Raw genomic sequence first — 26,005 nt, 5'->3', positions numbered from 1 at the left:
GGTGTCTCCTGGCGATCCCTCACAGTGGAGGCCCTGGGTCAGCGTTTGACGCGGTTACGGACGGCCAGGGCCGCCAGGCCAAGAAGGACGGGCTCGGTGACGCGGGACGCCATCTCGATGTAGGTGCCGGCGGTAGTCAGGTCCTGTCCGGATGAGCGGAACACCACTGAGTTGAGCGTGACATTCAGGGCCTTCTCGAAGCGCTTGCCGGTGAACCTGTTCCCGGTGGGGTTCTGGGGATCGGCCTTGTCGATCTCGAAGGTGACCTTGCCGCCGCCGGGCGGTACGGTGCCGGTCGCTTCCTGCTTCGGGTTGTCTTTCGGGAGTCCGAAGCCTGTCAGCAGCACGATGGTGATGAGCATGGCGGCAGCGAGCCAGCCCAGGGCTCTGGAGGCGCGCAAGCCGTAGCCGGACAGCACCCAGTAGCCGTGCAGCAGTCCGCGTTCAGCGCGGGTGGTGCCGGTGCGGTCGTGGCGGCGCATCTCCATCTCGCCGTAGTAGAAATCCGCCGCCCCCGGCTCGTTCTTGTCGTCCTCGAATGCCTTGCGCAACGCCCGGTACACCGGCGCCAGCCGTGCAGGCCCGACGTGTCCGGCGCCGAACACTGCCACGTTCCAGCCCCGAACCGCTGTCGGCTGGCTCGCACGCCAGTGGTGTTCTTCGGCGAGGGTGCGGCGGTGGGTGAACCGTATTGGGCGCCAGCGCCGCCAGTGTGAGCGGGGAGGCACCGCGTCGAAGACGCACGTGCCTTCCAGACGCACTTGGTCCAAGTGCACGGTCCCGGCGAATAGGCACCCCGACAGGTCGACGTCGGCGAGGACCAGATGGGCCGCGTCCACCCCACGCAACGAGGCCATCCGCACCACGGCGTCGGGCGCGTTGGCAAGAACCTGTTCGTCCACCGGCCGTCCGTCGGGGAGCGCAAAGGAGTCGGCCGCAGCGGCGATCGTGAGGGGGTATTCGAAGACGGCGTGGGCAAAGTCCACTGTGGCGTAGCGCAGACGCAACTCGGCCGTTGACGACCAGCGGGTTCGCAAGCACTCCAGGCGGCGCGTTGCGAACGAGAGGTTCGCCGGGCCGCTGAACGTGGCTTCGGACAGCACAAACCGTCCGGCACACACCAAAGGCCCGAGGGTGACCAACCGCTCGAAGGCCGCCCCCTCAAACTGAGCGTCGCCCTCGAAGACTGCTGCCCGGAACGGAGCGGCGCCATGGAAGGTCACCCACGCGAATGAGGCGTACCCCTCGAAGGTCGCTGACCCGAACTGGCCGGTGCCCTGGAAGGTCGCCCGAACGAAGTGGGCGGCACCCTGAAAGGTCGCCGAGGCGAACTGGGCGAGGTGCTCAAAGGTCGCCGAGGCGAACTTGGCGGTGCGCTCGAAGGTTGCCGAGTCGAACCACGCGAGGTCCTGGAAGGTCGCTGACCTGAACACTGCGTAGCCCTGGAAGTTAGCCGAGTCGAAATGGGCGTAGCCCTGGAAGGTCACCGACTCGAACCGAGCGAGGCCCTGGAAGGTCGCTGAGTCGAACCGAGCGAGGCCCTGGAAGGTTGCCGAGTCGAACCACGCGTGGCCCTGGAAGGTTGCCCTTACGAACCGGGCATCGCCTTGGAAGGTCGCCGAGTCGAACCGGGCTTCGCCGAGGCAGGGGTGTCCGGTGGCGGGGTCGAGGAGGACGCCGAGGAGGGCATCAAGAAGAGGCTCGGTGAAGGAGGTGCCGCGATGATCGATGTCGGCGCCGGGGGTCAGGCCGTCCAGGTAGGCGTCGCGGTCAGCGTCGGCCAGATGGGCTAGGCATGCGGTGTGGCCAGGGGCGTGAATGCCTCGGCAGCCGACGGGGTCCTCCGGGGCAGCGCCGTGGCCACAGTGCGGCCAGTCAGGCGGAGTCGGGGACGGTTCAGGGCTCGGGTGTGGCATACCCGAAGGACGATCGAGCACGCTCGATGGTTGCCGAGCTCGCCGCCGAGACAGCCAGCACTGAAATCTTCGCTGCGGCACTGAAGGACGTACTGAAATCTTCCGTGCGTTCCGACACGCCAATTACCGATTGATCGGAATCTCGTACACGATCTCGCAGTGAGCGGCGGGTACGACGATGTCCGCAGTCTCCACGGGCCGCCCCTGGTCGCTGTAGTACGTCCGCCGGATGTGCGTGACGAGCGCGGCCTTCTGGATGCCGAGAAGTGATGCCTCCTCAGCGGTTGCCTGTCGGGGCTCCGGCTGTTCCACGGCATGGCTGACGGTAAATCCGATAGCGGCCATGCGATTCACAACGCCCGCCCCGGCGTGCGGCCCTCCCTCGGGGAGGACGACGAGCGTGCCTGCGGTGAGGTCGTACGGCTCCCAACTCGTCGACAGCTGCACCGGCCTGCTGTCGGCCAGGAACTCGTACGACGTCCGGACGCACAACTCGCCCTCGGCGATACCGAGCCGCGCTGCGATCTCCGCCGGGGCCGGAACCTTGGCGTCGGTCCGGCTTTCCCAGTCGCCGTGCTTGCCGACTGCCCTCATGTCCGCGCGAAACGGCGACCCTTCAGGCTGCTCGCGCGCCGACGACCGGACGACCCGCACCCGTTGCCGGGGCTCGGCGACGTAGGTACCCGAACCGGCTCGACCCTCCAGCACGCCCTGGGAGATCAGCAACTCCTGCGCCCGGCGGACCACGTTCTCACCCACCCCGCACTCCTGGCCGATCTGGGCGCGGGACGGCAGGCGGTCCCCTGGCTCCCATACGTGCTCCGCGATCCGCCGCCGGAGTTCGTCGGCGACGCGGAGATAGGGCGGCTGCTCAGGCATATGGAAAATCTAGTCCACTAGCTCTAATCTAGTTAACTAGATTCACTGAAAGTGATCGCCGGTGACGGAGGCTGCCCTGTGCCCGCTTCGCGAGTTAGCGCGGCGACCATCGCCGCCCGGCTGTCCGTCGTCGGGCTCCCCACGCGCGTGGAGGAGCACGCCCGATTCACATCGGTCGAAGCGGACGTGCCGGAATCGCTCTCCACCGAGTCATGGAAGGAGGTCCTGGCGGCGCTGGCCGAGGCCGATCGGTTCGGGCTCCTCGCCACCAGCCAGAACGGCCGCACTCTCCGGGCGGTCGTACACAAAGCGGTCCCCACGACGGGCGATGTCGGGGGACCGAGCCATCAGCGATAGGAGCTGATTCAGCGTGCTCAACCGTATCCGCCGCGCCGTCTCCCTCACCAGGGCGCGGCACTTCTCCAAGGGCAGGCACCGCCGCCCCTTAACGCCCTCCCAACCGCCGATCGCTGACGAACCGACGCTCAGCCTGGGCCGGATCTCCGACTGGGCCAGCCACTGCTACTCGCTCACGGCCGAGGAAACCGCGCTCGTCCGCCCGTACGTGCTGGCCTGGGAAAGGCGCGCACGACAGCACCCGACGGTTGTCGTTGCTCCCCATCTGCCGACGGAGGCCCGAACGGCCCTTCTGGGGGCCTGCTGATGCCCTCTCGACGGCAGACCCACAGCCCGGCCGCCCCTTACCGCTCGCCCGCCTGCCGGATCGGCACGCACGACACCTGCACGGAGTCCTCTCCGGCTTCGGCGCCGATCGACGTGCCATTGATCTACGAGGCGTGTGGCTGCCCGTGTCACTCGGCATCCGGCCAGGCCGGGCAGGCAGAGGTGAAGCAATGAACGACTGGGCACCAGGCAGCGCGCCGACATCCATCAGCGAGATCCACCGAGAGGCAGACGCAGGGATGACGGCACAGCACGAACTGAGGCTTCTCCCGTGGACGGGGCCTGAGGGCAAGCCCTGCTACCTGGACACCGACGACCGGGAGGGCTACGTGTCCCGCTTGGCGGACCATATCGAGTCGGTGCAACTCGGGATGGCCTCCGAACTGCTGGGGCAGGCGCTTCAGGTACTCGACGACGAGACCGAAGATCTGGAGAAACTGAGGCTCATCGCCGGGCAGTTGGCTGGCGCACTGCGGGACGTGCTGCGCGTGGCGACCAGTCGAGGGCACCGTCTGGTAACGCCTGAGTAGCACCATCCGGGGGAACGCCCAGCCGACTTGCCACCCCGGGCTCTGGCTAGCAGCCATGTGCAGTACAGCAGGGAGCCTCGGATACGTTCCGAGATCTCCCTGCTTTCTCTTGGCGACGCGTGGGCCCAGCTCGCACGCTGACCTGTGCGAACGGTCAAGATGGGGCCTTTCCGGGCATGGCCACCTTCACTGTGGTTCCCTGTTGTTCCTCGCTCGATCTGGTGTGCTTGTGGTGCGACGGTCGTCAGCCGCGCAGAGCGGACGTCGACTCGATGGCGTCGACCCAGACATGATCGCTCGATGGATTACCTCCCCCGAGGCGAGCTGCCACGACTAAGAGCAACAAGCGGGCCAAGTAACCGAGTTCCAGTCGTACCTTGCTAGCAACGCGAGCCGCGAGTGTGCTACTGTCTCTTGCGTTCGGAGCGAAGGCTAAAGACCTCGGCGATTCATGATCGCACGCATCCACGGAAAAGGGGAGATCCAGGTTCGAATCCTGGCTAGTAGCTCAATTGGTAGAGCCCCCTCTTTCTATTTTCACCAAGCCGCCCTTTGGGCGGCTTTTTTGATTTCGTCGCCGCTAAGCCCGATCACGCTGAAGTTTTTACGCGCATAGCCGGGAAGCTTCCGAGCGCGCTGGTGTTCGTGCGTGTATTTACTTAGCTCGGTGCGGAAGTCTTCGCAGAGTAGATCTGCCCACACTTCCCGGGGGAGCGCCTTTTGTAGTCCCTCATTCAACTGCTCTGCAAGGCTCTTGGTAATGGCCAAGGCGGCAACCAATTCTCCTTGATTAAGGGCGATAGGGATTCCAGGTGCAACGAGTACTGACGGAGCAACGCCAGTCAGATCTTCCCAATTCTTAGCCGATGCTGCACTGAGGTTTCTAGAGACGGTCAGAAGTTCGGCGCTGGGCAGTCCACCGGCGTGAATGATGGCGTTGCGTAGAAGACGCAAAAGATCGAACTGCTCTACCGAGACTGTAGAAAGTGAGCAGCCTGCCGCTGTCTCAAATTTTTGGTGCATGGTTTTCGGAGAGGCGGACTGAACCCCCTTACTATTTATCAGTTTCGCTCGCTGGAGAAGCTTAAGGCAGGTCGTTACGTAGTCCTCATGCAAGGCCAATGCATACGGAACGGCCATTGCGCTAAGGTGCGACTCGGCATCAGCTAGCAACCTCTGGGCTGCGTCCACCCGTAGGTTCATGCGTCCAACATGCTCTACGGCAGGGAAGATTTCCGGCAACATGCGTTCACTACCACTGGCCAGCCCTAACATGTGCTCGGCGAGCCTTGATCCCGCGAGCATGGCCATCATTGCGTTATTGGCTTCAACTCGCGACTCTTCGTAGTTCCGGTAGGCTAGAAAATGCACGATACCCATTGAAAGTGCAACTCCCCCCGATGGCGTCACGTGTTCCGCTGGTGTCGCTGTGCACGCCTTTTCTTGAACTCTTCGAACTGTGTGGAGAAAGTGTACATGTAGTCTAAGAAGGCTTGCGCTAGATGTAGCGCATCGCGCGCATCCTCGGGACTTACTTGGCTCCCTGTGTAGTGTGCCCCTTCGTTACCTAGAACTCTCAATTCAGCAGCCCAGTCGACAAGCCTTTGGTCGATCTTTCCTTCTTCTTGAAGAGCAGATAGAGATTGACTCAACGTTCGACGCTTCACGCTTTCTTCCGCGCACACACCCTCCAACGTCCGGCGCACCATCACGGCCACTGCTGTGTAAGCCTGAGCTTGGTAACAAACACGCGCCTGTTCGTATTCGCGTCGGAGCGCGGCCGGCACGCGTGCCCCGACACCGCCAGCGGGGCTCGGCCACGCCACTACGGGTGACGTGAATTCATCGCCGTCTGGCCCGTCCATAATTCCCTGAGCAATGAGGAGTCCGCGCCCGCAATCTTGACATGAAGCCAGATGAAGCATTTGTGCAGGACCTTTTTCGTCCTCTGGCTCAGTAAAGGAACCGCGAACCGTAGCGAGGCTAGGTTTTTGGCAATTGGGGCACGGGGCAACAAAGGGACCGTAAGTGAAAGGCACGGGGTGATCTTACTGGTCAGAGGTCGACCTGTCTCTAGAAGCGTCAGAATGGTGGCCTCGCCCATCTGACCGGGGCGCGGCGCCAGGGGAGACTCGTCGGAGGCCGAACACCTGAACGAGACTCAAGGCCCATGGCTGACTGCCCTGGGTTCCATGTCGCGGGCGGCATCGTCGCCCTTGATGTAAAGCGCCACGCCGCAAGGTGGAAGCGTCGTAGTCTGCCGTGGGTACGAGGTAGTCCTAGCGAGAGGTCGGAAATGATTCAGGACTCGATCCCATGGAGAGTTGAACTTTTGGCCACCGCCGAACGCTTGGAGAAGCGTAAGGCCCAGCAGAGATGGACTGATCGCACCGGATTCCTCGTCGAGCGGGATGTAATGGTAGGCGCCTACTCCGTGAGGCGATTGAAAGAATCTTTCAAAGTTTCGGACAATCTAGTGAATCGCGCATGGCCGGTCCGAATTCATGAACCAAGCGGCCCGGCGCCTGATGTGCAAAACAATCACAAGTTTTGGGATTTGTATGACTTGGAGAAAGGTAGGGATGCAGAGCTTTCGCTAACCAATGTTTGCAACCAAGTGATTCATAGCTGGATCTGGGGATTTGCCGCCGGGGAAGATGGATCCGGGTTAGACGGTATTTTTGTGTCTTCGGACAAAAAAAGAAAAAAGTGCCTCTACTTCCTGTCCATTGATATGCTCGTCGACCTTTTTCGCTCCGTTGGGGAAGAGGATATCTATCACATTGAAATGAGAAGGGATGAGACTGGAGAGATGAAATTTACTCGAATTGTGGGCCGTCGATTCGGCGAGGCAAGGGCGGATACATTCGAGCTGCCGGACGCTCTCAAGTGAGCGCTACGTGATCTCCAACGTGGTTTCGCACGGTGAGCAAGGTCGGCGGAGCGGCTTTGGGCTGGAGCTGCTTTGGGGCGAGAGATCATGGCCCCGTAAGCTTCCGGCGCGTCGGGCAGTCTGTGGACCTGCCCGCTAAAGCACGACGTTGGGGCCATGATCTTAGAGGCTCGCCCCAAAGTGGCTGCCTAAAGCCGTGGAGCCGACCGCCCCAGCCACGATGTACCCCTTCTCTGACGTCAGGCGGCTGATCGCTGTGCGCGCGGCACGGACGGCGGCCGGGCTGGAGTGGGGCGGAGACAGGAGCGCAGGCCCGGCCGGGGGCCGGGCCGCGCGCGGGGAGCGGAGCGAGCCGCCTTGATCGAGTAGGGAAAGTTCTACCGCGCTCTGGTTGATCGTCTTGGTCGGTCGATGCCTACTCAAATGAGTCGGCACGCGGATAGCCTGGTGTAGCTACACCCGACGAACACCAGCGACGGCAGGAGAGTGCTCACGGGATGGGACCGAAGTCGGAGCGGGTCTACCGCACGATTCGCGAGTGGATCGCTACGGGCAAGTACTCGCCAGGTTCCAAGCTCCCGTCCGAGCGGACCCTGTCGGAGGGTCTGGAGATCGGCCGTACGGCCCTGCGCCAGGTGCTGGCCAGGCTCCTTGCTGAGGGCGTCGTCGAGGTGCACGGCCGTAGCTCCTACCGGGTGCCGGATCGGTCAGTGACCACCGAAGCGCCGGCGGACGTCGAGCCCTGGCAGATCCATGGTGAGCGGACGCTGTATGACAACCGCTGGGTGAAGCTGAGCCTCGTCGACGTGGAACCGCCCGGCGTGAAGCGCTTCGAGCACCATGTGGTCAAGCTCCACCATGTGGCCATCGCCGCCGTGATCGATGACCGGGACCGGGTGCTCATGATGTGGCGGTACCGCTTCGTCCCTGACGCTTTCGGTTGGGAGCTGCCGGGCGGCATCGTCGACCCGGGGGAGGAACCCCTTCAGACCGCCTTGCGTGAAGTCGAGGAAGAGACCGGCTGGCGGCCGGACGCCTTGCAGCATGTGGTCACGTACCAGCCCATGGTCGGCATGGTCGACTCGCCGCACGAGATCTTCGTCGGTCAAGGGGCGAAGCTCGTCGGTGAGCCGACCGATCTGGAAGAAGCCGGGCACATCGCCTGGGTGCCTCTGTCCGACATTCCCGGGCTGATGGCTCGTGGTGAGCTGATGGGGTCCGGCACCTTGGTCGCCCTCCTTCATGTGCTCGCCTCACGGGGCGCCGGGGCGTCGCCTACAACCGCTGGGTGAGCTGTTCGATCCGGCGCCTGTGACGTACTGACCTGGTCCGACTCGCCACCAGCTGGGCTTGCCGCAGGTGCTTCTGCGCCTGGTCGTGCTCGCCGCGGGCCAGGTGGGCCTGGGCCAAGTCGCAGTGGAGTCCCGCCGATGCCCGGATGAACGTGGGGTCGGTCGTCTCCAGTGCGGTGTACAGGCTGCCCACTGCTTCCGCGTCGCCGATCAGGGCGAGAGCACTCCCGCGCCACCTGGTGAGGTGGCCTTCGTTCAGGAAGATGCTCAGCATGTCCGGGTCGCGGGCGTCTTCTCCTGCGGGCAGGTGTCGCATCGCGAGCTCAAGAGCCTGCTGACACTCGGCCTGAAGCCCAGCTCGGGCGCAGATTTCCGCCTCGGCTGCGTACAGCCAAGCCCTGAGGCGTGGAGACATGCCCTTCCCGCCGAGACGCTGTGCCTCTCGAACCAGATGCACCGCCATCTCAGGACGTCCGGCGTCACACAGCACGTATGCCTGTTCGGCGGTGGCGTGCGCGAGGTACATGGGTTCCTCGGCCTCCTGGGCGGCGCGCTTGCCCAGCTCGTAGTGACGCCAGGCCCGTTCCACGGCTCCGACGTCGAGGGCCTGCCAGGCCGCCAAGGTGGCTGCTCCGGCCAGAGCCAGGGCGACCGGGCGTCGGGTCTCCGGGAGCACCGCGAAGGTGAGGGCGTCTTCCAGCCGTGTCAGGTGTGCAGTCATCTGGTCGACCAGAGTGGCGGCGCCCATCTGCCGGTCAACGGTCCGGAGCAGTTCGGTCTGGTCCATGAACGTCTTGACCATCGTCAGGCTGACGTTCTTGGCCTCGTCGATCCGGCCTATCAGCTCGTCGTACCCGTCGGCCGTGGCGAGTGTCAGCGGCGACTGTGATCCGCCCGCCAGCTCATCGTCGGTGATCCCGAGCAGCGCGCGGAGGATCTTGGCGTAGTGGCTGGAGATCGTCCGTCGGCCGTTCTCCCACTCCGAGACGTACACTCGCAAACTCGCGGTTGAGGCGACGGTGATCATGTGCTGGCGCGCATGGCGTTCGATCTCCCGCACAAGACGCTCTTGCGACCATGCCCGTGCCGTCCTCGCTGCTTTGAGTCCACTCATCGCGTACTGCCGCTCCGCGTTCGGGTGTTGAGCCGTAACAGCAGCATGCCTTACATCGGCCCAGGTCGGCAGTGGTTAACGGGTCTGCTGTTAACCCCTGTTGGCTACCGGATCGTTGCTCGGGGCGCTTCCCTGGAACTGTCGCAGTCAGGCGAGTTGAGACCTCGGACCAACGGCGATGCTTGACATCTGGTGCGCACCAGATGCAACCTTCTGGTGCGCACCAGTTGGAAGCGCGAACACTCCGCAGGTTTGCTGCGGCATTCAATCAACGTTCAGGAGCGGCGACCCACCGCCAAGCAAGTACGCCGCTCCCGCCCCTGAAGGGACCTCCATCATGCGTCAGATTCCCGTCGACACGTCCGCCGCGACCGTGATGGTCGCCAAGCCCGCCCAGCCGAAGATCCGTGACCGCCGTACCGGTGAGATCGCCTTGGACGCGGACGGTGTGAAGCTGATGACCGTGGACGTGATGTTCGCGGCCAACGACGACGTCGAGATCCTGTCCATCACCGTCCCGGAGACCGGTATCTCCGGTGACCTGGCCATGGGCACCCCGGTCGCGCTCACGGGCCTGATCGCCCGGCCGTGGGAGAACGAGTTCAACGGTCAGAAGCGGCACGGGATCGCTTTCCGCGCCGTCGCGGTCACCTCGCTCGCCGCCTCGGGTGCGAAGGCGGCCTGATCATGACCAGGTTTATGGTCGCTGTGGTGGTGGTCGTCGCTGCTGCGGGTCTCCTGCGGTGGCGGCGCCCCGCCTGGTACTGGCTTTCCCTCGGCGTCACCTTCGCCACCGTGCGGGTCCTGGTCCGCTACGCCTCGGTCATGGACGCCTGCGGGCTGACCGTCCCGCCCGCCCGCTGGCGCCTGGCCCTGGCCCGGATGACTGGTCGGGAGGCGCCGGAGTTCCGCCCGCCGCGCATCCTGCGTCTGCGCCCGACCCGCACCGGCCTGGTGCTGCGGCTCAAGCTCAAGCCTGGACAGGACGCCTTCGATGTCGCCGCCGCCACCGACCGGCTCCGCCACTCCTTCGGCCTGTACGGGGTCACCTCCCGTGAGATCCGCTCGGGTGTGGTGGAGGTGCGGATGACCGGCTATGACGTGCTCAAGCGGGTGCAGATGCCCGCCCGGCTCGATACCCGGCCGATGCGCATCCCGGTCGCCCTGCGAGAGGACGGCTCGGTGCACTACCGCGACTACCGCGCCGTCCCACACGGGCTGACCCTCGGAGCTACGGAGTCCGGCAAGTCCGTCTATCAGCGCAACCTGGTTGCCGGGCTCGCCCCGCACCATGTCGCCCTGGTCGGCATCGACTGCAAGCAGGGCGTGGAGCTGTTCCCGCTGGCCCGCCGGTTCTCCGCGCTCGCAGACAACCCCGATACCGCGCTGGAGCTGTTGGAGGCGCTGGTGACGCACATGGAGGAGGTGTACCAGCTCATCCGGGCCGAGCAACGGATCAGCGTCGCCGTGCCGGACGCGGAGATCGCCGCCGACATCTGGGACCTGCCCGAGGACATCCGGCCTGTACCGGTCGTGGTCCTGGTCGACGAGGTCGCCGAACTCGCCCTGTACGCCACCAAGGACGAGGAGAAGCGACGGGACCGGATCATCACCGCGCTCGTCCGCCTCGCCCAGCTCGGCCGCGCGTCCGGCATCTACCTGGAGATCTGCGGGCAACGCTTCGGCTCCGAACTCGGCAAGGGCATCACCATGCTCCGCGCCCAGCTCACCGGCCGTACCGCCCACCGCGTCAACGACGAAACGTCCGCCAACATGGCCTTCGGCGACATCGCCCCCGATGCCGTGCTGGCCGCGATCCAGATCCCAGCCGAGACCCGCGGCCTGGCCATCGCGGCCGATTCGACTGGCGGCTGGCACCGCGTCCGGGCCCCACACACCTCACTGCGCGAGGCCGTGAACATCTGCAACAAGCACGCCCACCGCACCCCTGACGTGCCCGCCTTGGCGGCATTCCGCCCCGCCACCGCAGCGGTGCCCTCGGCCCGGGTCCGGCTGTCCAAGACAGCCCCCGCTTCCGCCTGACCCTCGCCCTCCCCTCCGGTCGGCGTGACCGCCTTCGCGCCAGGTCCCTACCCCTCCCATGCCTGACGACAGGAAGGAACCGTGATGACCCGGCTGCGTGTCGACGCCGTCTTGGTCCAGGCCGTCATCGCCGGGGCGCTGTCCTTCGCCCACCTGCACGATCTGGCTGCCGCTGCCGGACAGGACGGCTGGAAAGCCTGGGCCTACCCGATCAGCGTCGACTTGCTCCTGGTCGCCGCCTGGCGACGACTGCGCACCGGCGGACCCACCCGGCTGGCCTGGTGCTGGTTCCTCATCGCCCTGGCCGCCTCCCTCGGCGCCAACGTCGCCACCGCCGGACTCCTCGACATGCACCACGTCCCTGCTTGGCTGCGCATCCTCGTCGCCGCCTGGCCCGCCCTCGCCTTCATGGGCGGGACTCTCCTTGCCCACACCACCGCTCACACCGAGCCGGAAGCATCGGCGGACCCCGACTCGGCACCCCAGCCCCCGGCCGTCGAGGACGACCAAAAGGCCGAACCCGCACTCGCGCCGGTGGCCGACGTCGAGGAACCCGCCGCGCCTCCCGCCTCCGAGCCTCAGCCCATCCCGGACCCGCCCGCTGCTCCCGTCGCGCCGGTCCCGGCCGCGCTGGTCGACCACGCCCGCAAAGTCGCTGACGACCACCACGCCCGCACCGGGGCCCCGATCGACACCGACACCCTCCGCGCCCGTCTCGGCGTCCCGCCCCATCTCGCCGACGCCATCGCCGCCCAGCTCGCCTGACCTCAGAAAGGAAGCGACGCCCCATGACCCGTGACCCGGCTGACTTGTCCGCTGCCGACTACCTCGACGGCGCTCGCGAGATGGCCGCCGCAGATCGGCCTTTCCTCGCCCACCTGCTCGCCGAGGAAGCCGCCCAGCGCACCACCGACCTGGCCACCGCCGCCGGTATCCGTGCCAGCTTCCCCGACCCGACGACCACACGAACGGAGACCGACTGAGATGCCCGCTCGCGACCACTTCCACTCGGTGATGCGCATCGGCCCGGTGCAGATCGGCACCCACCGCGACCGGCACGGCCGCACCGTGCACGCCGCCGTGTGCACCAACGACCGCTGCGGCTGGTCCGCCGACTACTCCAGCCGGTCCGCCGCTCAGCTCGCCGCTCGCACCCACCGCTGCCGCATCAACTGACCGGAGGTTCTGCCATGGACGTCCCGCTCTGGCTCGCCCTGATCGTCGTCGGCTGGCTCGGCGTCAAGCTCATCCGTCCGCCCTGGTGGCTCATCGCCGTACTCCTCCTCGGCGGCTACCTCCTCGCCGACAGCCTCTTGGCCCCCGTCATCGACACCGCCGTCAAGTAACCCCAGGAAGGGGAACAGCCCATGCTCCGGCCCAAGCACCCGACCATGCCCCAGCCCACCGGCCTGGTCACCCCGCAGGCGCCGACCGTCAGTCAGCCGACCACCATCACCCCCGGCACTCCAGCCCCGCCGCCCATGCCCAACGCCCCGGCCTCCACCCGGCCGGTCGTGCAGCTCACGCCCGGCACCGCGATAGCCCTTGTCGGTGGTGGCACGGCCGTGGTCCTGGTCGTCGGCGCCGTGCTGGTCTCCATGCTCCTGGCCGTCGCCGTGACCGGCGTTTCGGTCGCCGTCTGCGCCGTTGTCCTGCGCTCCCTGCTCGCCTCCGACGCCAAGCGTCGCTGACCGGCTCCCGGGCGGCTCCGATACCGCCAAGCATCCGCCGCCCGGGCGCCGTCCCTGTCCGATCCACTGAACCGGAAGGAAGTCCCAGCATGCCGCAGCGCACCAGCCCGACGCCTCGCAGCTGCCCGAGCTGCGACGGCTTCGCCTCCGCCGCCATCACCACCGGCGGACGCAACCAGCGTGGCCACCTTCACACCACCACCGCCGACTGCCCGGCATGCCACGGCACCGGCATCGTCCGTCGTGACCAGGAGGGCGCTCGTGTCTGACGTGCTCGACCCGGCCACCCTCGGCGACCTGCTGAGGGTGGCTTCGGCCCCCGACTACACTCGCTGGGAAGACCAGATCCGCCGTACCGGCGGCTGCGCCGACCCCATCCACCTGCGTGGCTGGGTGATCCACAAGGACAAGACGACCGGTACCAACCTGCACCGCTACTCGACCGAGCGCGAGCCGGGTGGACGGCTCCGTGTCGCGTGCGGCAACCGCCGAGCCTCCCGTTGCCCGGCCTGCGCTTGGACCTACGCGGGCGACACCTACCACCTCATCCGCGCTGGCCTGGCCGGGGACGACCGCCGAGACATCCGCGACACCGTCCGCGACCACCCCCGCGTCTTCGCCACCCTCACCGCCCCCTCCTTCGGCCCGGTCCACAACCGCCCGGACCGTGGCGCCTGCCGCTGCGGCACCCACCACGCTCCAGACGCACCGGAGCTGGGCACCGCCCTCGATCCGGCCACCTACGACTACGCGGGCGCCGTGCTGTTCAACAACCACGCCGGGCAGCTCTGGCAGCGCTTCACCAACCGCCTACGCCGCGAGATCGCCGCCCGTGCCGGCATCACCCAGCGAGAGCTGAAGGAGCGCGCCCGCCTCTCGTACGGCAAGGTCGCCGAGTTCCAGAAGCGCGGTGCCATCCACTTCCATGCCGTCGTCCGCCTCGACGGCCCCGACGGACCCAACACCCCGCCACCGTCCTGGGCCACCGTGCAGCTCCTCACCGATGCCATTCACGCCGCCACCACGCACGCCTACACCTCCGTCTCGGTCCCGGCCGTCGAGGAGCAGCCCGCCCGCACCTTCCGCTGGGGCGCCCAGCTCGACGTACGGCCCGTCAAGGCGTTCGGCGACGACTCCGACATCACTGAACAGGCCGTCGCCTCCTACGTCGCCAAGTACGCCACCAAAGCCGCCGAGACCACCGGCACCTTGGACCGCCGCATCGGCGAACTCTCCGAACTCGACCGCCACCACGTCCCCGACCACACCCGTCGCCTGATCGAAGCCTGCAAGCGGCTCGACCCGCTCTATCCCGACCGGCGCCTGTGGGCCTGGGCACACATGCTCGGCTTCCGGGGCCACTTCTCCTCCAAGTCCCGCCGCTACTCCACCACCCTGGGCACCCTGCGCCAGGCACGCGCTGACTACCGGGCTGCCCAAGAGGCCGCGGCCCTCGGCCTGGACGATGCCGAGCCGGACACCGTCTTCGTCCTGGCCGACTGGCAGTACGCCGGGCACGGCCACACTCCCGGCGAATCAGCCCTTGCCGCCACCATCCACCGCGGTTTGCAACTCAACCGCGAGACAGCTCGTGAGGCACTGGCGAACGAGGGGGAGTGGTGACCATGGACCGACTCCTCACCGTGTACGAGGTCGCGGAGCGGCTTGGTACGGGCGTCCGTTTCCCCCGCCGACTCATCGAGGAACGCCGCATCACCTTCGTCAAGGTCGGTCGGCACGTCCGCATTCCTGAGAGCGCCGTAGAGGCGTTCGTGGGTGACAACACCGTGGAACCGATCGCCCTGCGGCCTACGGGGCTCAGGAGGGCTGCTTAATGGCTGGCAAGCGAAAGTCCCGCCGGAACTTTGGACGCGTCCGCAAGCTGCCTTCCGGCCGGTTCCAGGTTCGGTATCCGGGGCCTGACGGTGTCCTGCGTCCGGCGGATCGAACCTTCGCGACGTCGACGGACGCGGATCGCTGGCTGATACGGAAGCGCATCGAGATCGAAGAGGATCGCTGGCTCGATCCGGCTGAGGGACAGACGACCGTGTGTGACTGGTCGGCCCGCTGGCTCGCTGCCGTCTCGCCGCAGCTCAAGCACAAGACTCAGGCTTCGTACCGCTCGCTGATCAACTCGTTGATCAATCCGGCGCTCGGGGACCGCGAACTGTCGACCCTCCGGCCGATCACGATCGCTGAGTGGGTCGGCGCGATGAAGACCAAGGGGCTCAGTGCTTCACGTATCCGGCAGGCGTACCGGGTCCTGTCGCAGATCATGAGGGCGGCTGTCGACAACGACATGATCCCGCAGACGCCGTGCCGGGGCGTGAAGCTGCCTCGGATGCCGCAGACCGAGCCGCACATCCTCACGCCGCTTGAAGCCTCGCGGATCGTACGGAGTGCAGCCAAGCCGCATGACTTGTTGATCGCGCTCCTCGCGTACGCGGGACTGCGCGTCGGCGAGGCGTTCGCTCTCCGTCGCGTGGACATCGATGTGCCCGGCGGCTTCGTCCTGGTCGATGAGAACCTGGCGGAGGCCAACGGCGCCTTGGTCTTCGACACACCGAAGTCCCACCAGAAGCGGCTCCTGCGAGTCGGCCCGTCGCTCGCGAAGCGGCTCGGGCGACATCTGGAGACTCTGCCCGGTGGAGATGACGCGCTCCTGTTCACGACTCCCGGCGGCAAGCCGCTTCGCTACAACCAGTGGCGCAAGGCGTACTTCGACCCCGCCGTGTCGGCGGCCGGGCTGACAGACGTGACCCCACACGATCTGCGAGCCTCGCACGGCACGTGGGTCGCCGACCGGTACGGCGTCATGACCGCCGCGCACCGGCTTGGCCACTCGAACGCGAGCGTCACCACCCGGCACTACGCCCGACCGGTCGCCGGTCGTGATGACCAGGTTGCCGAAGCGGCGGACTCCTGGCTCAGCGGGCACGACCACGCTCCTGGGGCACGTAGCGGGCACGATGACGATGACGACGGCTCCGCTGGGGCGCTCGCACCCCTCTGACCTGCGGCAGAGCGATCGGGCCGCATGATCGCCGAGAGATCTTGAAAACCGTCGTGGCAGCGATGTCACCGAGGGTTCAAATCCCTCAGCCTCCGCGCAGGTCAGCGAACTAGCTGGTCAGAAGGGGTGCCCCCGGTTCGGGGCACCCCTTCCGCATGTCCGCCGTCTCACCCTGTGCCGCCCGAATCCCACCGTTGATCAGTGCTTGTGGACCAGGCGTGGACCAGATTGCTGCCCGCACCAGGTCTCTCACCAGGCGGTTTGGGCCATGTGTGGGACGCCCGCCTATTGGCTGCGCGGAGAAGCAGCTTCGTGGAGTCGTTGGGCGACTCCTCGGAAGAAGGCTCCGAGTTCGTCTCGGTCTCTGCCTCGAGTCTTGAGCGCATGGCAGTTGGGGCACAGGGCGATTGTGTTGCTGCCGTGATCCCGGCCCCCCTTCGCGTGCTCGACAACGTGATCCACCTCCAGGATGGGATCACCGTTGTCGGTGTAGCCGACGGGTTCAGGGTCCCTGCATCGCGGGTTCTCGCAGCGCCCCTTGGACCGCCTGAGCACAGCCTTGCGCACGAGTGGATTGCGGACTCTATGGATGGCAGTGGTTTCGGCATGCCTCTGATCACGTCCCGTGCGCTCCCATTCCTCGGCCTGCCTCATCCACTTCGCGTACAGCTCGGCATCGCTTAGAACGCGAAGTCGGCGCGGCTGGAACGGCAGGGCTACTAACTTGGGCGGAGCCATTGGCTGCGGGACCGACGCTGACTGCGCCAATGCCTGGGAAATCGCTGCTGATCTGGTGTTTCCGTCTCGGATCACCAGACGGTGGGCCTCATCGATCAGCACGAGATCTGGCGCGGCCGGCCGCATGGCTTGTTCTTCGCGCAGCAGCAAGAGCTTGTACGCCGTCTCAACAGATGTGTATGTCTTCCCGCCGGAGAGCAACAGCATGTCGTCTTGGACGCGGCGGGGAGCGCTACCTCTGGCCCATGCGGGCAGACCCTTTGGGGGGCGGAAGGTTCAAATCCCTCAGCCTCCGCGGTGTTACGGCCCCTGACCAGGCAAGACGGTCGGGGGCCGTCGCCATGCGCGCTACCCGCCGGGCACCGCCGTTCCCTGTGATCCCCCGACCGATCGGGCACGGAAGGGGCACGGCCGCACACCGACCGAGAGGACCCTCACCGACTACCGATTGATCGGAATCTCGTACACGATCTCGCAGTGAGCGGCGGGTACGACGATGTCCGCCGTCTCCGCGGGCCGCTCCTCCGGCTCCGTATTTGGAAGTGATGCGGCACCTGGTGGAGGGGCTGCGGGGCCAGGGGCTGCTGGGCGGCTGGCATGTGCCGGCGAAGTCCTCGCTGTTTCGGGCCCGGCAGCGGCTGGGCTGTGAGCCGTTGCGGGTGCTGTTCGCCACGACCGCCAAGCCGATGGCCACCGAGACGACACCCGGCGCGTTCTGGCGGGGGTTGCGGCTGCTGGCTGTGGACGGGACCTGCTGGGACGTGGCGGACAGCGAAGCCAACGAGGCCGCCTTCGGACGTCCGGGCAACGGCCGCGGGCCGGGCAGGAGCGCGTTCCCGCAGGTGCGGATGGCTGCTTTGGTGGAGGTGGGCAGCCATGCGGTGCTGGACGCGGAACTCGCCGGCTGCCGCTCCTGGGAAGTCACCCTGGCCGGCCGCCTGCCCCGGTCACTCGGCCGGGGCCGGTTCGTCCTGGCCGACCGTGAGTTCCTCGGTGTTCCGTTGTGGCGGGCCTTCACCGTCACTGGCGCCGATCTGCTGTGGCGGGTGCCCGCCAACCGTGTCCTGCCGGTCATCAAACAGTTCCGGGACGGATCATGGCTGTCACAGGTCCGGGCGAGCAGTGGCCCTGCCCGGCATGAGCCAGTCACCGTCCGGGTTCTGGCCTACCAGCTCAAGGGGCAGTTCGGGGGAAGGTGCGGCCGATGGTTATCGCCTGGTCACCACCCTGTTGGACGCCCGACGGTATCCGGCCCGGCAACTGGCCGCGCTCTACTGCGAACGCTGGGAGGTCGAGTCCGTCTTTACTGAGATCAAGACCCATCAGCGCGGCGCCCGCGTCGTACTCAGCAGCAAAACCCCCGATGGGATCCGTCAGCAGATCTGGGCGCATCTGCTGGTCCACCACGCCCTGCGTGAACTCATGCTGAGAACGGCCGCCACTCGTGGTCTGGACCCCGATCGGGTCTCCTTCACCGAGACCCTGCGCTCTGCCCGGCGCGGCGTGACCGTTACGCCGGGCAGTTTTTCCCCCTGAGCTGCTGGTCAGGGCCTTGGTGATGCTCGAGCAGGACCTTTTGGAACGACTCCTGCCCGCCAGACGCCTGCGCAGCCAGCCCCGAGCCGTGAAACGCAAGATGTCCAATTACCAGCTCAAACGAGCTGAACACCGTCTCTGGCCGCAACCGACCCGCACCGGAACGCAAGCCATCCTCATCACAAGACCCCAACCCGCAGGCCCGTAATGCAACGGCATTGGCCCTACTGATCTTTTCGTAAGTTCGGTGGGTGTGCTGGGTGGATGGTCAGGCCGGTGTGGGCGGGAAAGGACCATGGCAGTTGTGGGTTGTGGTTGATGCGGTGGATGCCTTGTTCGGTGGCGTCGGCGACGTCAGCGAGGTGGTCGCCGGCGAGGTTGGCGAGTTCACGCTTCTTGAGCGAGGACCACAGCAGTTCCACCGGGTTCAGCTCGGGAGCGTAGGCGGGTAATCGCTCCAGAGTGAGCCAGTCCTGCTCGGCGACCCAGGCGCGCATCGCCCGGCTCCAGTGGGCCGACAGGCCGTCCCAGACCAGCACCACTTGCTCGCCGCGGTGAGAATGGCCGCATCACGGCCTGCCGATTCCCGGGGCCTCAGTAGGCCGAGTGACTTGCGACGTTAAAGGCCAAGCTCGGGAAGAAGGGAGCTCAGACCTCGCAGTGCAGCTACCTGGAAGTCACGCAGCTGGCTCCGGGGCTACTGGTGCCGTGGGAGAGCCTGTGCCTTCTGCGCCGAAAGAGTCTTGTAGACGGTACCGGCGAGGTCGGGCAGCGTGTCCCCTTCGCCAACGGCGCTGTTGACAGCAATGGCGATGATCAGGCCAGTCTTCGGGAAGTACATGTGCAGCACCCGGTTTCCATAAGTGGCCCCCTCATAGGCCCAGACCGTCCCGGCCACAGGATGGACCAACTTCACGACACCGAGCCCGAAACCCATGGGATCGTCGGCCGTGACGCTCTTGATGGGCTTACTCGTCTTCGCCGAGACCAGGGACTCCAGCTCGCGCTGCTGCGCTGAGGGCAGCAGTCGACCGCTGTACAGCGCCCTGTCCCAAGCCGTCATGTCTCTCAGTGAACTCACCAGGCCACCCGCCCCCTGCGCCCAGGACAGGCGGAGCCGAGGAAGTGACTTGTTGAGATGCTTCGGCAGGACGGAATGGGTGGAGTACGGCGTCGGCATGCGCGAGGCCGTGTCCGGAGGGCAGTCCGGGGGGAGGCAGGTGTCGTTCATTCCGAGAGGTTCGATGATGCGCTCGGCGAGCCGCTCATGGTAAGTATCGTGCGACGCTCGTTCGACAATCATCTGCGCGAGGAGGTAGTTCGTATTCGAGTACTCGTACTTCGCGGGACCCAGTGGCAGGCCCTCCACATAGGACATCAGGCGCTCCAGCGTGAAGCGCGTGGAGGGATTGGCGTCGAAATCCTTCAGGAACGCATTCTGCTCGGTGTAGCTGGGGATGCCGCTGGTCATCGACAGCAGTTGCTTGATGGTGACATCGCGCCACGCCGGATACTGGGGAAGCCACTTTCCCAGCTTGTCCCGTATGGACAGCTTTCCTTCGGCCTCCAGTTGAAGCAGCAGCACGGACGTGAACGCCTTGGTGTTGCTGCCTATCTGCCACAGCGCCTTGCTGTTCACCGGTCGACCACCGCCGTAGCGGGACGTCCCCGCATCGACCGAGATATCAGGTCGCTGATCTGCATAGGTCACCCGAAGGGAGACCGCTGAGAAATGATCCCTAGTACCCTGAGCGTCCAGATATTTCTCGAGGTCACTTCGCAGTGACGCGGTGGCACTGCGAACGGATGGCTCCACCTCCGCATTCGCGACGTCCGGCCCACATCCCGACACCATCATCCCCGAAACAATCGCCGCGGTGACCGTCGCCAGGGCCACGAGGCGCTTCCCTTGCTGACCACCCCGCCAACGAAGCCTGTACCTCACTGTCGCTATTCCTCCATCGAATCGAACAGAACTGGGAACGACGATCACGCTACGCAGTGGAGGCACGGCAGGTAATGGGGGTAACCCCCGCTTGGTAGTGGTGCTGACCCCTGCATGAGGCCAACTACAGCTTCGAAGGCACCCATCTGCCCGCCGGAAGAGGAGAGACCGCGACGGTCATTGACTCATCACTGAGGTGCGACAACCGACTCCTCAGAAGACATAGAGCCCTTTAGCTCTGGTGGATCTCGTGTTTGAGGAACCTCCCTATGCAATTGTCAAGCCGCGGACGCGGCTGGTTGTGCGGCTTAGGGCGTTTTCAGAAGTGGATCTTGATGTGTCAAGATCCACTTCATGGGGAGGCACGATCTGACGAATGCGCAGTGGGCGAAGCTGGAGCCCCTGCTCCCTGCTGGGAAGAAGTCCGGACGACCGCAGGTACACACCAAGCGGCAGCTGATAGACGGCATACGCTGGCGCGCCCGCGCCGGTGCTCCGTGGCGGGACGTGCCCGAGCGGTACGGCCCATGGGGGACGGTGTACGGACTGTTCCGCCGTTGGCAGCGGGACGGCACCTGGCACCGCATCTTCGAGCAACCGCAGGCCCGGGCCGATGCCGAGGGACTGATCACCTGGGACGTCTCGGTGGACTCCACCATCGCCCGCGCCCACCAGCATGCGGCCGGTGGCCGCAAAAAGGGGATCTGCAGATCGAGCCGCCCGGTGGTCTGTTCACCGAGCCGGACGACCACGGTCTCGGACGCTCCCGGGGTGGGCTGACCATCAAGTTGCACCTGGCGGTCGAGCAGGCCCAGAAGCCGATGTCGCTGGTGATCACGGCCGGACAGCGCGGTGACTCCCCGCAGTTCCAGGTGGTCCTGGGCCGTATCCGGGTGCCTCGGCTCGGGCCGGGCCGTCCGCGTACCCGGCCGGACAAGGTTCGCGCCGACAAGGCGTACGGCTCCCGCGCGAACCGCGCCTATCTGCGCAAGCGCGGCATCCGCTGCACGATCCCGGAGAAGCGCGACCAGACCGCCAACCGCAAGAAGCGCGGTTCCTGCGGTGGCCGGCCACCGCAGTTCGACGCTGCCGACTACAAAGAGCGCCACGCGGTGGAGTGCGGAATCAATCGCCTCAAGCGCCACCGCGCGGTGGCGACGAGGTACGACAAGCTCGCCGTCCGCTATGAGGCGACCGTGCTGGTCGCGGCCATCAACGAATGGCTGTGACCAGCACTTCCACCGCGGCCTACAACTCAACCGCGAGAGAGCTCGTGACGCCCTGGCGAACGAGGGGGAGTGGTGACCATGGACCGGCTCCTCACCGTGTACGAGGTCGCGGAGCGGCTCGGTACGGGCGTCCGCTTCCCTCGCCGACTCATCGAGGAACGCCGCATTACCTTCGTCAAGGTCGGTCGGCACGTCCGGATACCTGAGAGCGCTGTCGAGGCGTTCGTGGGCGCCAACACCGTGGAACCGATCGCCCTGCGTCCTATGGGGCTCAGGAGGGCTGCCTGATGGCTGGCAAGCGAAAGTCCCGCCGGGATTTGGGCGCGTCCGTAAGCTGCCTTCCGGCCGGTTCCAGGCTCGGTATCCGGGACCTGACGGTGTCCTGCGTCCGGCGGATCGGACCTTCGCGACGTCGACGGACGCTGATCGCTGGCTGATGCGGAAGCGCATCGAGGTCGAAGAGGGGCGCTGGCTCGATCCGGTCGAGGGGCAGACGACCGTACGCGACTGGGCTGCCCGCTGGCTCGCTGCCGTCTCGCCGCAGCTCAAGCACAAGACGCAAGCCTCGTACCGGTCGCTGATCAACTCGCTGATCAATCCGGCGCTCGGGGACCGTGAGCTGTCGACCCTCCGGCCGATCGCGATCGCTGAGTGGGTAGGCGCGATGAAGACCAAGGGGCTCAGCGCTTCGCGTATCCGGCAGGCGTACCGGGTCCTGTCGCAGATCATGCGAGCGGCTGTCGACAACGACATGATCCCGCAGACGCCGTGCCGGGGCGTGAAGCTGCCTCGGATGCCGCAGACCGAGCCGCACATCCTCACCCCGCTCGAAGCCTCCCGGATCGTGCGGAGTGCCGACAAGCCGCATGACTTGTTGATCGCGCTCCTCGCGTACGCGGGACTGCGCGTCGGCGAGGCGTTCGCGCTCCGCCGCGTGGACATTGACGTGTCCGGCGGCTTCGTCCTGGTCGATGAGAACCTGGCGGAGGCCAATGGCGCCTTGGTCTTCGACACACCGAAGTCCCACCAGAAGCGGCTCCTGCGGGTCAGCCCCTCGCTCGCGAAGCGGCTCCGGCGACATCTGGAGACCCTGCCTGGTGGAGATGACGCGCTCCTGTTCACGACACCTGGCGGTAAGCCGCTGCACTACAACTAGTGGCGCAAGGCGTACTTCGACCCCGCCGTGTCGGCGGCCGGGCTGACCGACGTGACGCCGCACGATCTGCGAGCCTCGCACGGCACGTGGGTCGCCGACCGGTACGGCGTCATGACCGCCGCGCACCGGCTCGGCCACTCGAACGCGAGCGTCACCACCCGGCACTACGCCCGGCCGGTCGCTGGTCGTGATGACCAGGTGGCCGCTGCCGCAGACGAGTGGTTGGACGAGACGTGAGGCTGCGGAAAACCGGCTGTCGGGCTGGTGGCATCGGGCTAGGCTGCTGCTGCCCCGGGTGCTGACCAATTTGGGGACATGGACCGGTGATCTTGCTGTCCGCTCCTGCCGCTGGCAGGGCCGCCGCAGTGCGGGGGATCACCGGTTCCGATATGGCGTTCGCCGACGTGGGGCAGGGTGGTCTTCCGTCCTTGGCTGTCGCACAGACGTACGCGCTGCCTCGGTGGGGACGAGTCCGTCTCCACGACGATGTCCTGGATGTCGGGCCAGACCCACTTCCGCCCTCCGGGTAGCCTACTTGGCGGCCCAGTAGCCCAAGTTGTTCCGGTTCCCCTCCGCCGCCCGGCACGGCGCGTCCGGCGATCCCAGCAGACCGTACGGCAGATACCCGGACCGGACGCCGAGTTCCCACCCATGGACCTGGACGGCGAGGCAGGCCAGGGCGAGGGTGCCGAGGGGGAGGAGGGACCGGGGCGCGGGATCACCGGCATCGGCCTCGACGCTCTCCCGGTACGCGACCAGCCGGGCGACGAGGGCGTCCTCGAAGGCGTGCTGGTCGTCGTCGAGGAGTACGCGGAGCAGCCGCTGGTCCGCGCTCAGCGCGTCGCCGACCTCGTCGAGCCGCCGGGCGGCCTCCGTGCGCTCCCCGGCGTCCGGCTTGCGCAGCGGAACCGTAGGCCAGTCGCGGGGCAGATGCCCGGCCGCCTCGGTGAGATAGGGGCACAGCGCGTCCATGGCGGCGAGGTCGGCGGGGTCGGAGACGGACGTGTACCGGTTGTAGGGCACGCCATCACGGATGGCGGGCGCGTAGTCGCCGCGCAGCAGCAGCCCGGTGACCCGCTCCCAGTCCCACACATGCCCGCTGACGACACACATCTCGAACATGTCGAGCCAGGTCCGCGCGGTGGGCGCCTCCTTGACGACGTCCCGGAAGGTGATGGGCCCGTCCCCGAACTCGTCGTCGTCCGGGTCCGTGCTGATCCGCTCCCCGACGAGGGGGAACCGGAGTTCCTGGTCCCCGCTCGGAAAGCACATGATGCTCAGCACTCCGTGTACACACTCCGCGGCGGTGACGGCGACCGTGCCGGCCGCAGCATCGAGCCCCGGCTCCGTCACCGTTCGCGCGGCGACATGGTCGAGCAGTTCGTCCGCCATGGCCCGGATCAGCGTCGGCGAGATGCTGCCGTACCGCAGCGAGTGCCACCGCGTGTAGGCCCGCCCGTCGATGTCGTCGAGCGCATCGGCCAACCGCTGCTCACCGACCTGATGGCATGCCACATTCCGCACGTCCCCCGTCCCTTCATGAACTCCACGACTGGACGAAGCACGTTATCAACGGGTACTGACAGCACTAGGGCACCTCGGCAAGCGGTGGATTCCTGGCTCAGCGGGCACGACCCCACCCCTGGGGCATCAGAGCGATCGGGCGGCGTGATCGCCGAAAGGTCTTGAAAACCGTCGTGGCAGCGATGTCACCGAGGGTGCAAATCCCTCAGCCTCCGCCGAGGTGAGCGAAGTAGCTGGTCAGAAGGGGTGCCCCTGGTTCGGGGGCACCCCTTCTGCGCGTCCGCTGTCTCACGCTGTGCCGCCGGAATCCCACCGTTGACCAGCGCGTGTGGGCCAGCTGTGGACCAGATTTGGCGGCCTACGGGCCAAAGCCGTTTTCACGAGTCGCCGTCCCGAGACGGCAGCCATCTACCAGGCTGTACGTCGTGAATGGAGTTTCTGGAGGCACAGTCCTCGCCTTGATTGGTGTCCTTCTCGGGACCGTGGGAACGCTTGTGGGACAGCACCTGGCGACACGCGTCGAGGTACAACGCGACCAGCGACAACGCGCGGAAGCGGAGCGCAGTGAGCGCAAAGAGGCCATCTTGGGGTTCCTGGGCGCTGCGCAACGGGTCGAATTGATACTGGACCGCAGGAAGCTTGGCCTGGCAGCTCCCGAAGACCCTGAAGATGAGAAGCTGCATGACCTGTGGCTCGCGAAGAAGGCTGTCGAGCTGGTCTGCTCACACGAGGCGGCCCAGGCTGCTCATGACTACACCGATGCGCTCCATGTGTGTATGCGCAACACCGTCGTGACTGGGCAGTCGACCAGCAAGCGCGAACGTCGCTACGCCTTCATGGAGGCAGCACGCGACGGGCAGGAGAGCGGCCGACCTCGAATCCGGCGATGACCCCTGATGACTCAAGAGTCCGCATCATTCGCAGCCTCGTCCTTCTCCGCCGCGTCCAGCGATCGTTCGATCTGCTCGTTCGATCGCTGCTGGTTGCGGTGAATGGCCTTGGCATAGAACCGGAACAGCACCGCGATGCTGTGGCCCGCGCGCCGGGCGACCTCGGCCGGGGCGATGCCCGACTCAAGGCGGCCCGCTCGTGCGGCCCGCGCGCGCCGGCGGCCCGTGGCCGCCGCCCGCTCCTGTCTCCCGCCCTGCTCAGCGGCCATCGGCACCGGAGTCCTGATCAGGGGTTCTCGACCGGACTACATCGTTGGCCGGTCGAGCCAGAGGAGGCGTCGGCGGTCCTGGGCGGGGAAGGGGTGGGCGGCGTTTGGATCTGGCCGAAAAGCTATGGGTGGGGTGTTGGTGCAGGTCAGGGCAGGAGGAAGGGGCGGGTGGGGGTGGGCTGGGTGGCGGGGGCGGGGGATGTGCGCTTTTAGTTGTAGCTAAAGGTGGGATCCTGTCGCTGAGGGGTGTGAAGCCCAACGGTCGGCACCATGCGCTGGGAGAGTGATGAGTGTGCCGTGGAAAGGCAAGGGTTCGAAGGGGGAGGCCGCGGACTGTGCGGGGGCGCGGCTGGCGCGTCAGGCCACCGTGGAGGTCGCGGGGTTGCTGGGGAAGCGCGACATGAGCCGTGCTGACCTCGCCCGGCTCATGGATGTCAGTCCGGGACGGGTGAGCCAAATACTTTCCGGGGACGAGAATCTGACGCTGCGGAGTCTCGCTGCCGTGGCCGAGGCCCTGGATCTGGACATCAAGATCAGTTTTGTGGAGCCCAAGGAGGACGGGGCTCGTCGGAAGCGTGGGCTGGGCGATGGGTCCGATGCCTTTGTCTACGCTCCCTGAGCGTCGCTGACGGGCGGTGTGGTGTGCGGCGTCGTGTCAGGGTC

At 66.4% G+C, this 26,005-nt stretch carries 29 protein-coding genes and 2 pseudogenes; 22 read left to right on the top strand and 9 right to left on the bottom strand.

Going from position 1 to position 26,005, the window contains the following annotated elements:
- Positions 1–38: 38 nt before the first annotated feature.
- Positions 39–1,916 (bottom strand): pentapeptide repeat-containing protein, encoded by a 1,878-nt coding sequence (locus AS97_RS23130; protein ID WP_210567266.1) that lies wholly within the window; start codon positions 1,914–1,916, stop codon positions 39–41.
- Positions 1,917–2,039: 123 nt separating this feature from the next.
- On the bottom strand, positions 2,040–2,795 hold the full coding sequence (locus AS97_RS23125; RefSeq protein ID WP_210565580.1) for a GntR family transcriptional regulator: 756 nt from the start codon (positions 2,793–2,795) through the stop codon (positions 2,040–2,042).
- Between the two features lie 78 nt (positions 2,796–2,873).
- On the opposite strand from AS97_RS23125, the gene AS97_RS23120 reads away from it, so the two are divergent.
- The 3 genes from AS97_RS23120 (at position 2,874) to AS97_RS23110 (ending at position 4,009) form a co-directional block, all read left to right on the top strand.
- Entirely contained in the window at positions 2,874–3,152 is a 279-nt protein-coding gene (locus AS97_RS23120; RefSeq protein WP_210565579.1) for a hypothetical protein, read from the top strand.
- Between the two features lie 13 nt (positions 3,153–3,165).
- Positions 3,166–3,459 carry a hypothetical protein gene (locus AS97_RS23115; protein WP_210565578.1) on the top strand — a complete coding sequence of 98 codons (294 nt, stop codon included), beginning with the start codon at positions 3,166–3,168 and terminating at the stop codon, positions 3,457–3,459.
- 259 nt (positions 3,460–3,718) lie between these two features.
- A complete protein-coding gene (locus AS97_RS23110) occupies positions 3,719–4,009 on the top strand; it encodes a hypothetical protein (RefSeq protein ID WP_210567265.1) in 291 nt (96 codons plus the stop codon).
- 537 nt (positions 4,010–4,546) lie between these two features.
- Here AS97_RS23110 and AS97_RS23105 read toward each other — a convergent pair.
- Entirely contained in the window at positions 4,547–5,389 is an 843-nt protein-coding gene (locus AS97_RS23105) for a hypothetical protein (protein ID WP_210565577.1), read from the bottom strand.
- Positions 5,390–6,341: 952 nt separating this feature from the next.
- Here AS97_RS23105 and AS97_RS23095 point away from each other — a divergent pair.
- Positions 6,342–6,902, top strand: coding sequence for a hypothetical protein (locus AS97_RS23095; protein ID WP_210565575.1), 561 nt, complete (start codon positions 6,342–6,344; stop codon positions 6,900–6,902).
- A 497-nt stretch (positions 6,903–7,399) separates the two neighbouring features.
- Positions 7,400–8,194 (top strand): NUDIX domain-containing protein, encoded by a 795-nt coding sequence (locus AS97_RS23090; protein ID WP_210565574.1) that lies wholly within the window; start codon positions 7,400–7,402, stop codon positions 8,192–8,194.
- Here the strand turns inward: AS97_RS23090 and AS97_RS23085 are convergent.
- Positions 8,178–9,221, bottom strand: coding sequence for an XRE family transcriptional regulator (locus AS97_RS23085; protein ID WP_210567264.1), 1,044 nt, complete (start codon positions 9,219–9,221; stop codon positions 8,178–8,180). The genes AS97_RS23090 and AS97_RS23085 overlap by 17 nt on opposite strands.
- 424 nt (positions 9,222–9,645) lie before the next feature.
- On the opposite strand from AS97_RS23085, the gene AS97_RS23080 reads away from it, so the two are divergent.
- From AS97_RS23080 to AS97_RS23030, 11 genes are all read left to right on the top strand, one after another.
- Positions 9,646–9,993 carry a hypothetical protein gene (locus tag AS97_RS23080; RefSeq protein ID WP_210565573.1) on the top strand — a complete coding sequence of 116 codons (348 nt, stop codon included), beginning with the start codon at positions 9,646–9,648 and terminating at the stop codon, positions 9,991–9,993.
- A gap of 2 nt (positions 9,994–9,995) precedes the next feature.
- On the top strand, positions 9,996–11,351 hold the full coding sequence (locus tag AS97_RS23075; protein ID WP_210565572.1) for an FtsK/SpoIIIE domain-containing protein: 1,356 nt from the start codon (positions 9,996–9,998) through the stop codon (positions 11,349–11,351).
- An 84-nt stretch (positions 11,352–11,435) separates the two neighbouring features.
- Entirely contained in the window at positions 11,436–12,116 is a 681-nt protein-coding gene (locus tag AS97_RS23070) for a DUF2637 domain-containing protein (protein WP_210565571.1), read from the top strand.
- Positions 12,117–12,139: 23 nt separating this feature from the next.
- The gene (locus tag AS97_RS23065; RefSeq protein WP_210565570.1) at positions 12,140–12,334 is read left to right on the top strand and encodes a hypothetical protein; all 195 of its coding nucleotides are present in this window, start codon (positions 12,140–12,142) and stop codon (positions 12,332–12,334) included.
- A 1-nt stretch (position 12,335) separates the two neighbouring features.
- The gene (locus AS97_RS23060) at positions 12,336–12,527 is read left to right on the top strand and encodes a mobile element transfer protein (protein ID WP_179935397.1); all 192 of its coding nucleotides are present in this window, start codon (positions 12,336–12,338) and stop codon (positions 12,525–12,527) included.
- Between the two features lie 14 nt (positions 12,528–12,541).
- A complete protein-coding gene (locus tag AS97_RS23055; RefSeq protein ID WP_109376597.1) occupies positions 12,542–12,697 on the top strand; it encodes a hypothetical protein in 156 nt (51 codons plus the stop codon).
- A gap of 21 nt (positions 12,698–12,718) precedes the next feature.
- Positions 12,719–13,042: a SpdD-like protein gene (locus AS97_RS23050; RefSeq protein ID WP_210565569.1), complete on the top strand. Its 324-nt coding sequence runs from the start codon at positions 12,719–12,721 to the stop codon at positions 13,040–13,042.
- Positions 13,043–13,131: 89 nt separating this feature from the next.
- Entirely contained in the window at positions 13,132–13,311 is a 180-nt protein-coding gene (locus AS97_RS23045) for a hypothetical protein (protein WP_210565568.1), read from the top strand.
- Positions 13,286–14,665: a replication initiator protein RepSA gene (gene repSA, locus AS97_RS23040; RefSeq protein ID WP_210565567.1), complete on the top strand. Its 1,380-nt coding sequence runs from the start codon at positions 13,286–13,288 to the stop codon at positions 14,663–14,665. Before AS97_RS23045 ends, repSA begins: the two co-directional genes overlap by 26 nt.
- 2 nt (positions 14,666–14,667) lie before the next feature.
- Positions 14,668–14,877, top strand: coding sequence for a helix-turn-helix domain-containing protein (locus tag AS97_RS23035; protein WP_210565566.1), 210 nt, complete (start codon positions 14,668–14,670; stop codon positions 14,875–14,877).
- Positions 14,877–16,055: a tyrosine-type recombinase/integrase gene (locus AS97_RS23030; protein WP_210565565.1), complete on the top strand. Its 1,179-nt coding sequence runs from the start codon at positions 14,877–14,879 to the stop codon at positions 16,053–16,055. The genes AS97_RS23035 and AS97_RS23030 overlap by 1 nt, the downstream gene beginning before the upstream one ends.
- A gap of 285 nt (positions 16,056–16,340) precedes the next feature.
- On the opposite strand, the gene AS97_RS23025 is transcribed toward AS97_RS23030, so the two are convergent.
- Positions 16,341–17,000: an HNH endonuclease signature motif containing protein gene (locus tag AS97_RS23025; RefSeq protein ID WP_210565564.1), complete on the bottom strand. Its 660-nt coding sequence runs from the start codon at positions 16,998–17,000 to the stop codon at positions 16,341–16,343.
- A 335-nt stretch (positions 17,001–17,335) separates the two neighbouring features.
- Between AS97_RS23025 and AS97_RS23020 the strand changes: the two genes are divergently transcribed.
- Positions 17,336–18,103, top strand: a complete 768-nt coding sequence (locus AS97_RS23020; RefSeq protein WP_282615687.1) for a transposase domain-containing protein — start codon at positions 17,336–17,338, stop codon at positions 18,101–18,103.
- A gap of 450 nt (positions 18,104–18,553) precedes the next feature.
- Here AS97_RS23020 and AS97_RS23010 read toward each other — a convergent pair.
- Together AS97_RS23010 and AS97_RS23005 are read right to left on the bottom strand one after the other, a co-directional pair.
- Positions 18,554–18,886: pseudogene (locus AS97_RS23010) on the bottom strand (transposase); the annotation flags it as partial.
- Positions 18,887–19,026: 140 nt separating this feature from the next.
- Positions 19,027–20,226, bottom strand: coding sequence for a serine hydrolase domain-containing protein (locus AS97_RS23005; protein ID WP_247204465.1), 1,200 nt, complete (start codon positions 20,224–20,226; stop codon positions 19,027–19,029).
- A 402-nt stretch (positions 20,227–20,628) separates the two neighbouring features.
- On the opposite strand from AS97_RS23005, the gene AS97_RS23000 reads away from it, so the two are divergent.
- The 3 genes and pseudogenes from AS97_RS23000 to AS97_RS22990 all read left to right on the top strand — a co-directional run bounded on the left by AS97_RS23000 (position 20,629) and on the right by AS97_RS22990 (position 22,896).
- A protein-coding gene (locus tag AS97_RS23000) for an IS5 family transposase (RefSeq protein WP_125759532.1) occupies positions 20,629–21,503 on the top strand; the annotation gives its coding sequence in 2 pieces (ribosomal slippage) (positions 20,629–20,973 and positions 20,976–21,503; 873 coding nt in all).
- Positions 21,504–21,581: 78 nt separating this feature from the next.
- Positions 21,582–21,791 (top strand): helix-turn-helix domain-containing protein, encoded by a 210-nt coding sequence (locus AS97_RS22995; RefSeq protein WP_125759530.1) that lies wholly within the window; start codon positions 21,582–21,584, stop codon positions 21,789–21,791.
- Positions 21,791–22,896: pseudogene (locus AS97_RS22990) on the top strand (tyrosine-type recombinase/integrase). The gene AS97_RS22995 and the pseudogene AS97_RS22990 overlap by 1 nt, the downstream one beginning before the upstream one ends.
- Before the next feature lie 294 nt (positions 22,897–23,190).
- Here the strand turns inward: AS97_RS22990 and AS97_RS22985 are convergent.
- Positions 23,191–24,183: an immunity 49 family protein gene (locus AS97_RS22985; RefSeq protein WP_210565563.1), complete on the bottom strand. Its 993-nt coding sequence runs from the start codon at positions 24,181–24,183 to the stop codon at positions 23,191–23,193.
- Positions 24,184–24,677: 494 nt separating this feature from the next.
- On the opposite strand from AS97_RS22985, the gene AS97_RS22980 reads away from it, so the two are divergent.
- Positions 24,678–25,073, top strand: a complete 396-nt coding sequence (locus tag AS97_RS22980) for a hypothetical protein (RefSeq protein WP_210565562.1) — start codon at positions 24,678–24,680, stop codon at positions 25,071–25,073.
- An 11-nt stretch (positions 25,074–25,084) separates the two neighbouring features.
- On the opposite strand, the gene AS97_RS22975 is transcribed toward AS97_RS22980, so the two are convergent.
- The gene (locus AS97_RS22975; RefSeq protein ID WP_210567465.1) at positions 25,085–25,342 is read right to left on the bottom strand and encodes a hypothetical protein; all 258 of its coding nucleotides are present in this window, start codon (positions 25,340–25,342) and stop codon (positions 25,085–25,087) included.
- Between the two features lie 286 nt (positions 25,343–25,628).
- On the opposite strand from AS97_RS22975, the gene AS97_RS22970 reads away from it, so the two are divergent.
- On the top strand, positions 25,629–25,961 hold the full coding sequence (locus AS97_RS22970; RefSeq protein ID WP_236670395.1) for a helix-turn-helix transcriptional regulator: 333 nt from the start codon (positions 25,629–25,631) through the stop codon (positions 25,959–25,961).
- Positions 25,962–26,005: the final 44 nt, after the last annotated feature.

The organism is Streptomyces sp. AgN23, from assembly GCF_001598115.1.
In the GTDB taxonomy this organism is placed as follows: Bacteria; Actinomycetota; Actinomycetes; order Streptomycetales; family Streptomycetaceae; genus Streptomyces; species Streptomyces antimycoticus.
The sequence above is the reverse complement of the archived record's forward strand: the minus strand, read 5'-3'. Positions and strand labels throughout refer to the sequence as shown.

Coding starts and splice junctions, on each gene's coding strand:
- AS97_RS23130 (WP_210567266.1), bottom strand. CDS start 1,916: ATGCCACACCCGAGCCCTGAACCGTCCCCGACTCCGCCTGACTGGCCG.
- AS97_RS23125 (WP_210565580.1), bottom strand. CDS start 2,795: ATGCCTGAGCAGCCGCCCTATCTCCGCGTCGCCGACGAACTCCGGCGG.
- AS97_RS23110 (WP_210567265.1), top strand. CDS start 3,719: ATGACGGCACAGCACGAACTGAGGCTTCTCCCGTGGACGGGGCCTGAG.
- AS97_RS23105 (WP_210565577.1), bottom strand. CDS start 5,389: ATGGGTATCGTGCATTTTCTAGCCTACCGGAACTACGAAGAGTCGCGA.
- AS97_RS23090 (WP_210565574.1), top strand. CDS start 7,400: ATGGGACCGAAGTCGGAGCGGGTCTACCGCACGATTCGCGAGTGGATC.
- AS97_RS23085 (WP_210567264.1), bottom strand. CDS start 9,221: ATGATCACCGTCGCCTCAACCGCGAGTTTGCGAGTGTACGTCTCGGAG.
- AS97_RS23080 (WP_210565573.1), top strand. CDS start 9,646: ATGCGTCAGATTCCCGTCGACACGTCCGCCGCGACCGTGATGGTCGCC.
- AS97_RS23075 (WP_210565572.1), top strand. CDS start 9,996: ATGACCAGGTTTATGGTCGCTGTGGTGGTGGTCGTCGCTGCTGCGGGT.
- AS97_RS23070 (WP_210565571.1), top strand. CDS start 11,436: ATGACCCGGCTGCGTGTCGACGCCGTCTTGGTCCAGGCCGTCATCGCC.
- AS97_RS23065 (WP_210565570.1), top strand. CDS start 12,140: ATGACCCGTGACCCGGCTGACTTGTCCGCTGCCGACTACCTCGACGGC.
- AS97_RS23060 (WP_179935397.1), top strand. CDS start 12,336: ATGCCCGCTCGCGACCACTTCCACTCGGTGATGCGCATCGGCCCGGTG.
- AS97_RS23055 (WP_109376597.1), top strand. CDS start 12,542: ATGGACGTCCCGCTCTGGCTCGCCCTGATCGTCGTCGGCTGGCTCGGC.
- AS97_RS23050 (WP_210565569.1), top strand. CDS start 12,719: ATGCTCCGGCCCAAGCACCCGACCATGCCCCAGCCCACCGGCCTGGTC.
- AS97_RS23045 (WP_210565568.1), top strand. CDS start 13,132: ATGCCGCAGCGCACCAGCCCGACGCCTCGCAGCTGCCCGAGCTGCGAC.
- AS97_RS23035 (WP_210565566.1), top strand. CDS start 14,668: ATGGACCGACTCCTCACCGTGTACGAGGTCGCGGAGCGGCTTGGTACG.
- AS97_RS23030 (WP_210565565.1), top strand. CDS start 14,877: ATGGCTGGCAAGCGAAAGTCCCGCCGGAACTTTGGACGCGTCCGCAAG.
- AS97_RS23025 (WP_210565564.1), bottom strand. CDS start 17,000: ATGCTGTTGCTCTCCGGCGGGAAGACATACACATCTGTTGAGACGGCG.
- AS97_RS22995 (WP_125759530.1), top strand. CDS start 21,582: ATGGACCGGCTCCTCACCGTGTACGAGGTCGCGGAGCGGCTCGGTACG.
- AS97_RS22975 (WP_210567465.1), bottom strand. CDS start 25,342: ATGGCCGCTGAGCAGGGCGGGAGACAGGAGCGGGCGGCGGCCACGGGC.
- AS97_RS22970 (WP_236670395.1), top strand. CDS start 25,629: ATGAGTGTGCCGTGGAAAGGCAAGGGTTCGAAGGGGGAGGCCGCGGAC.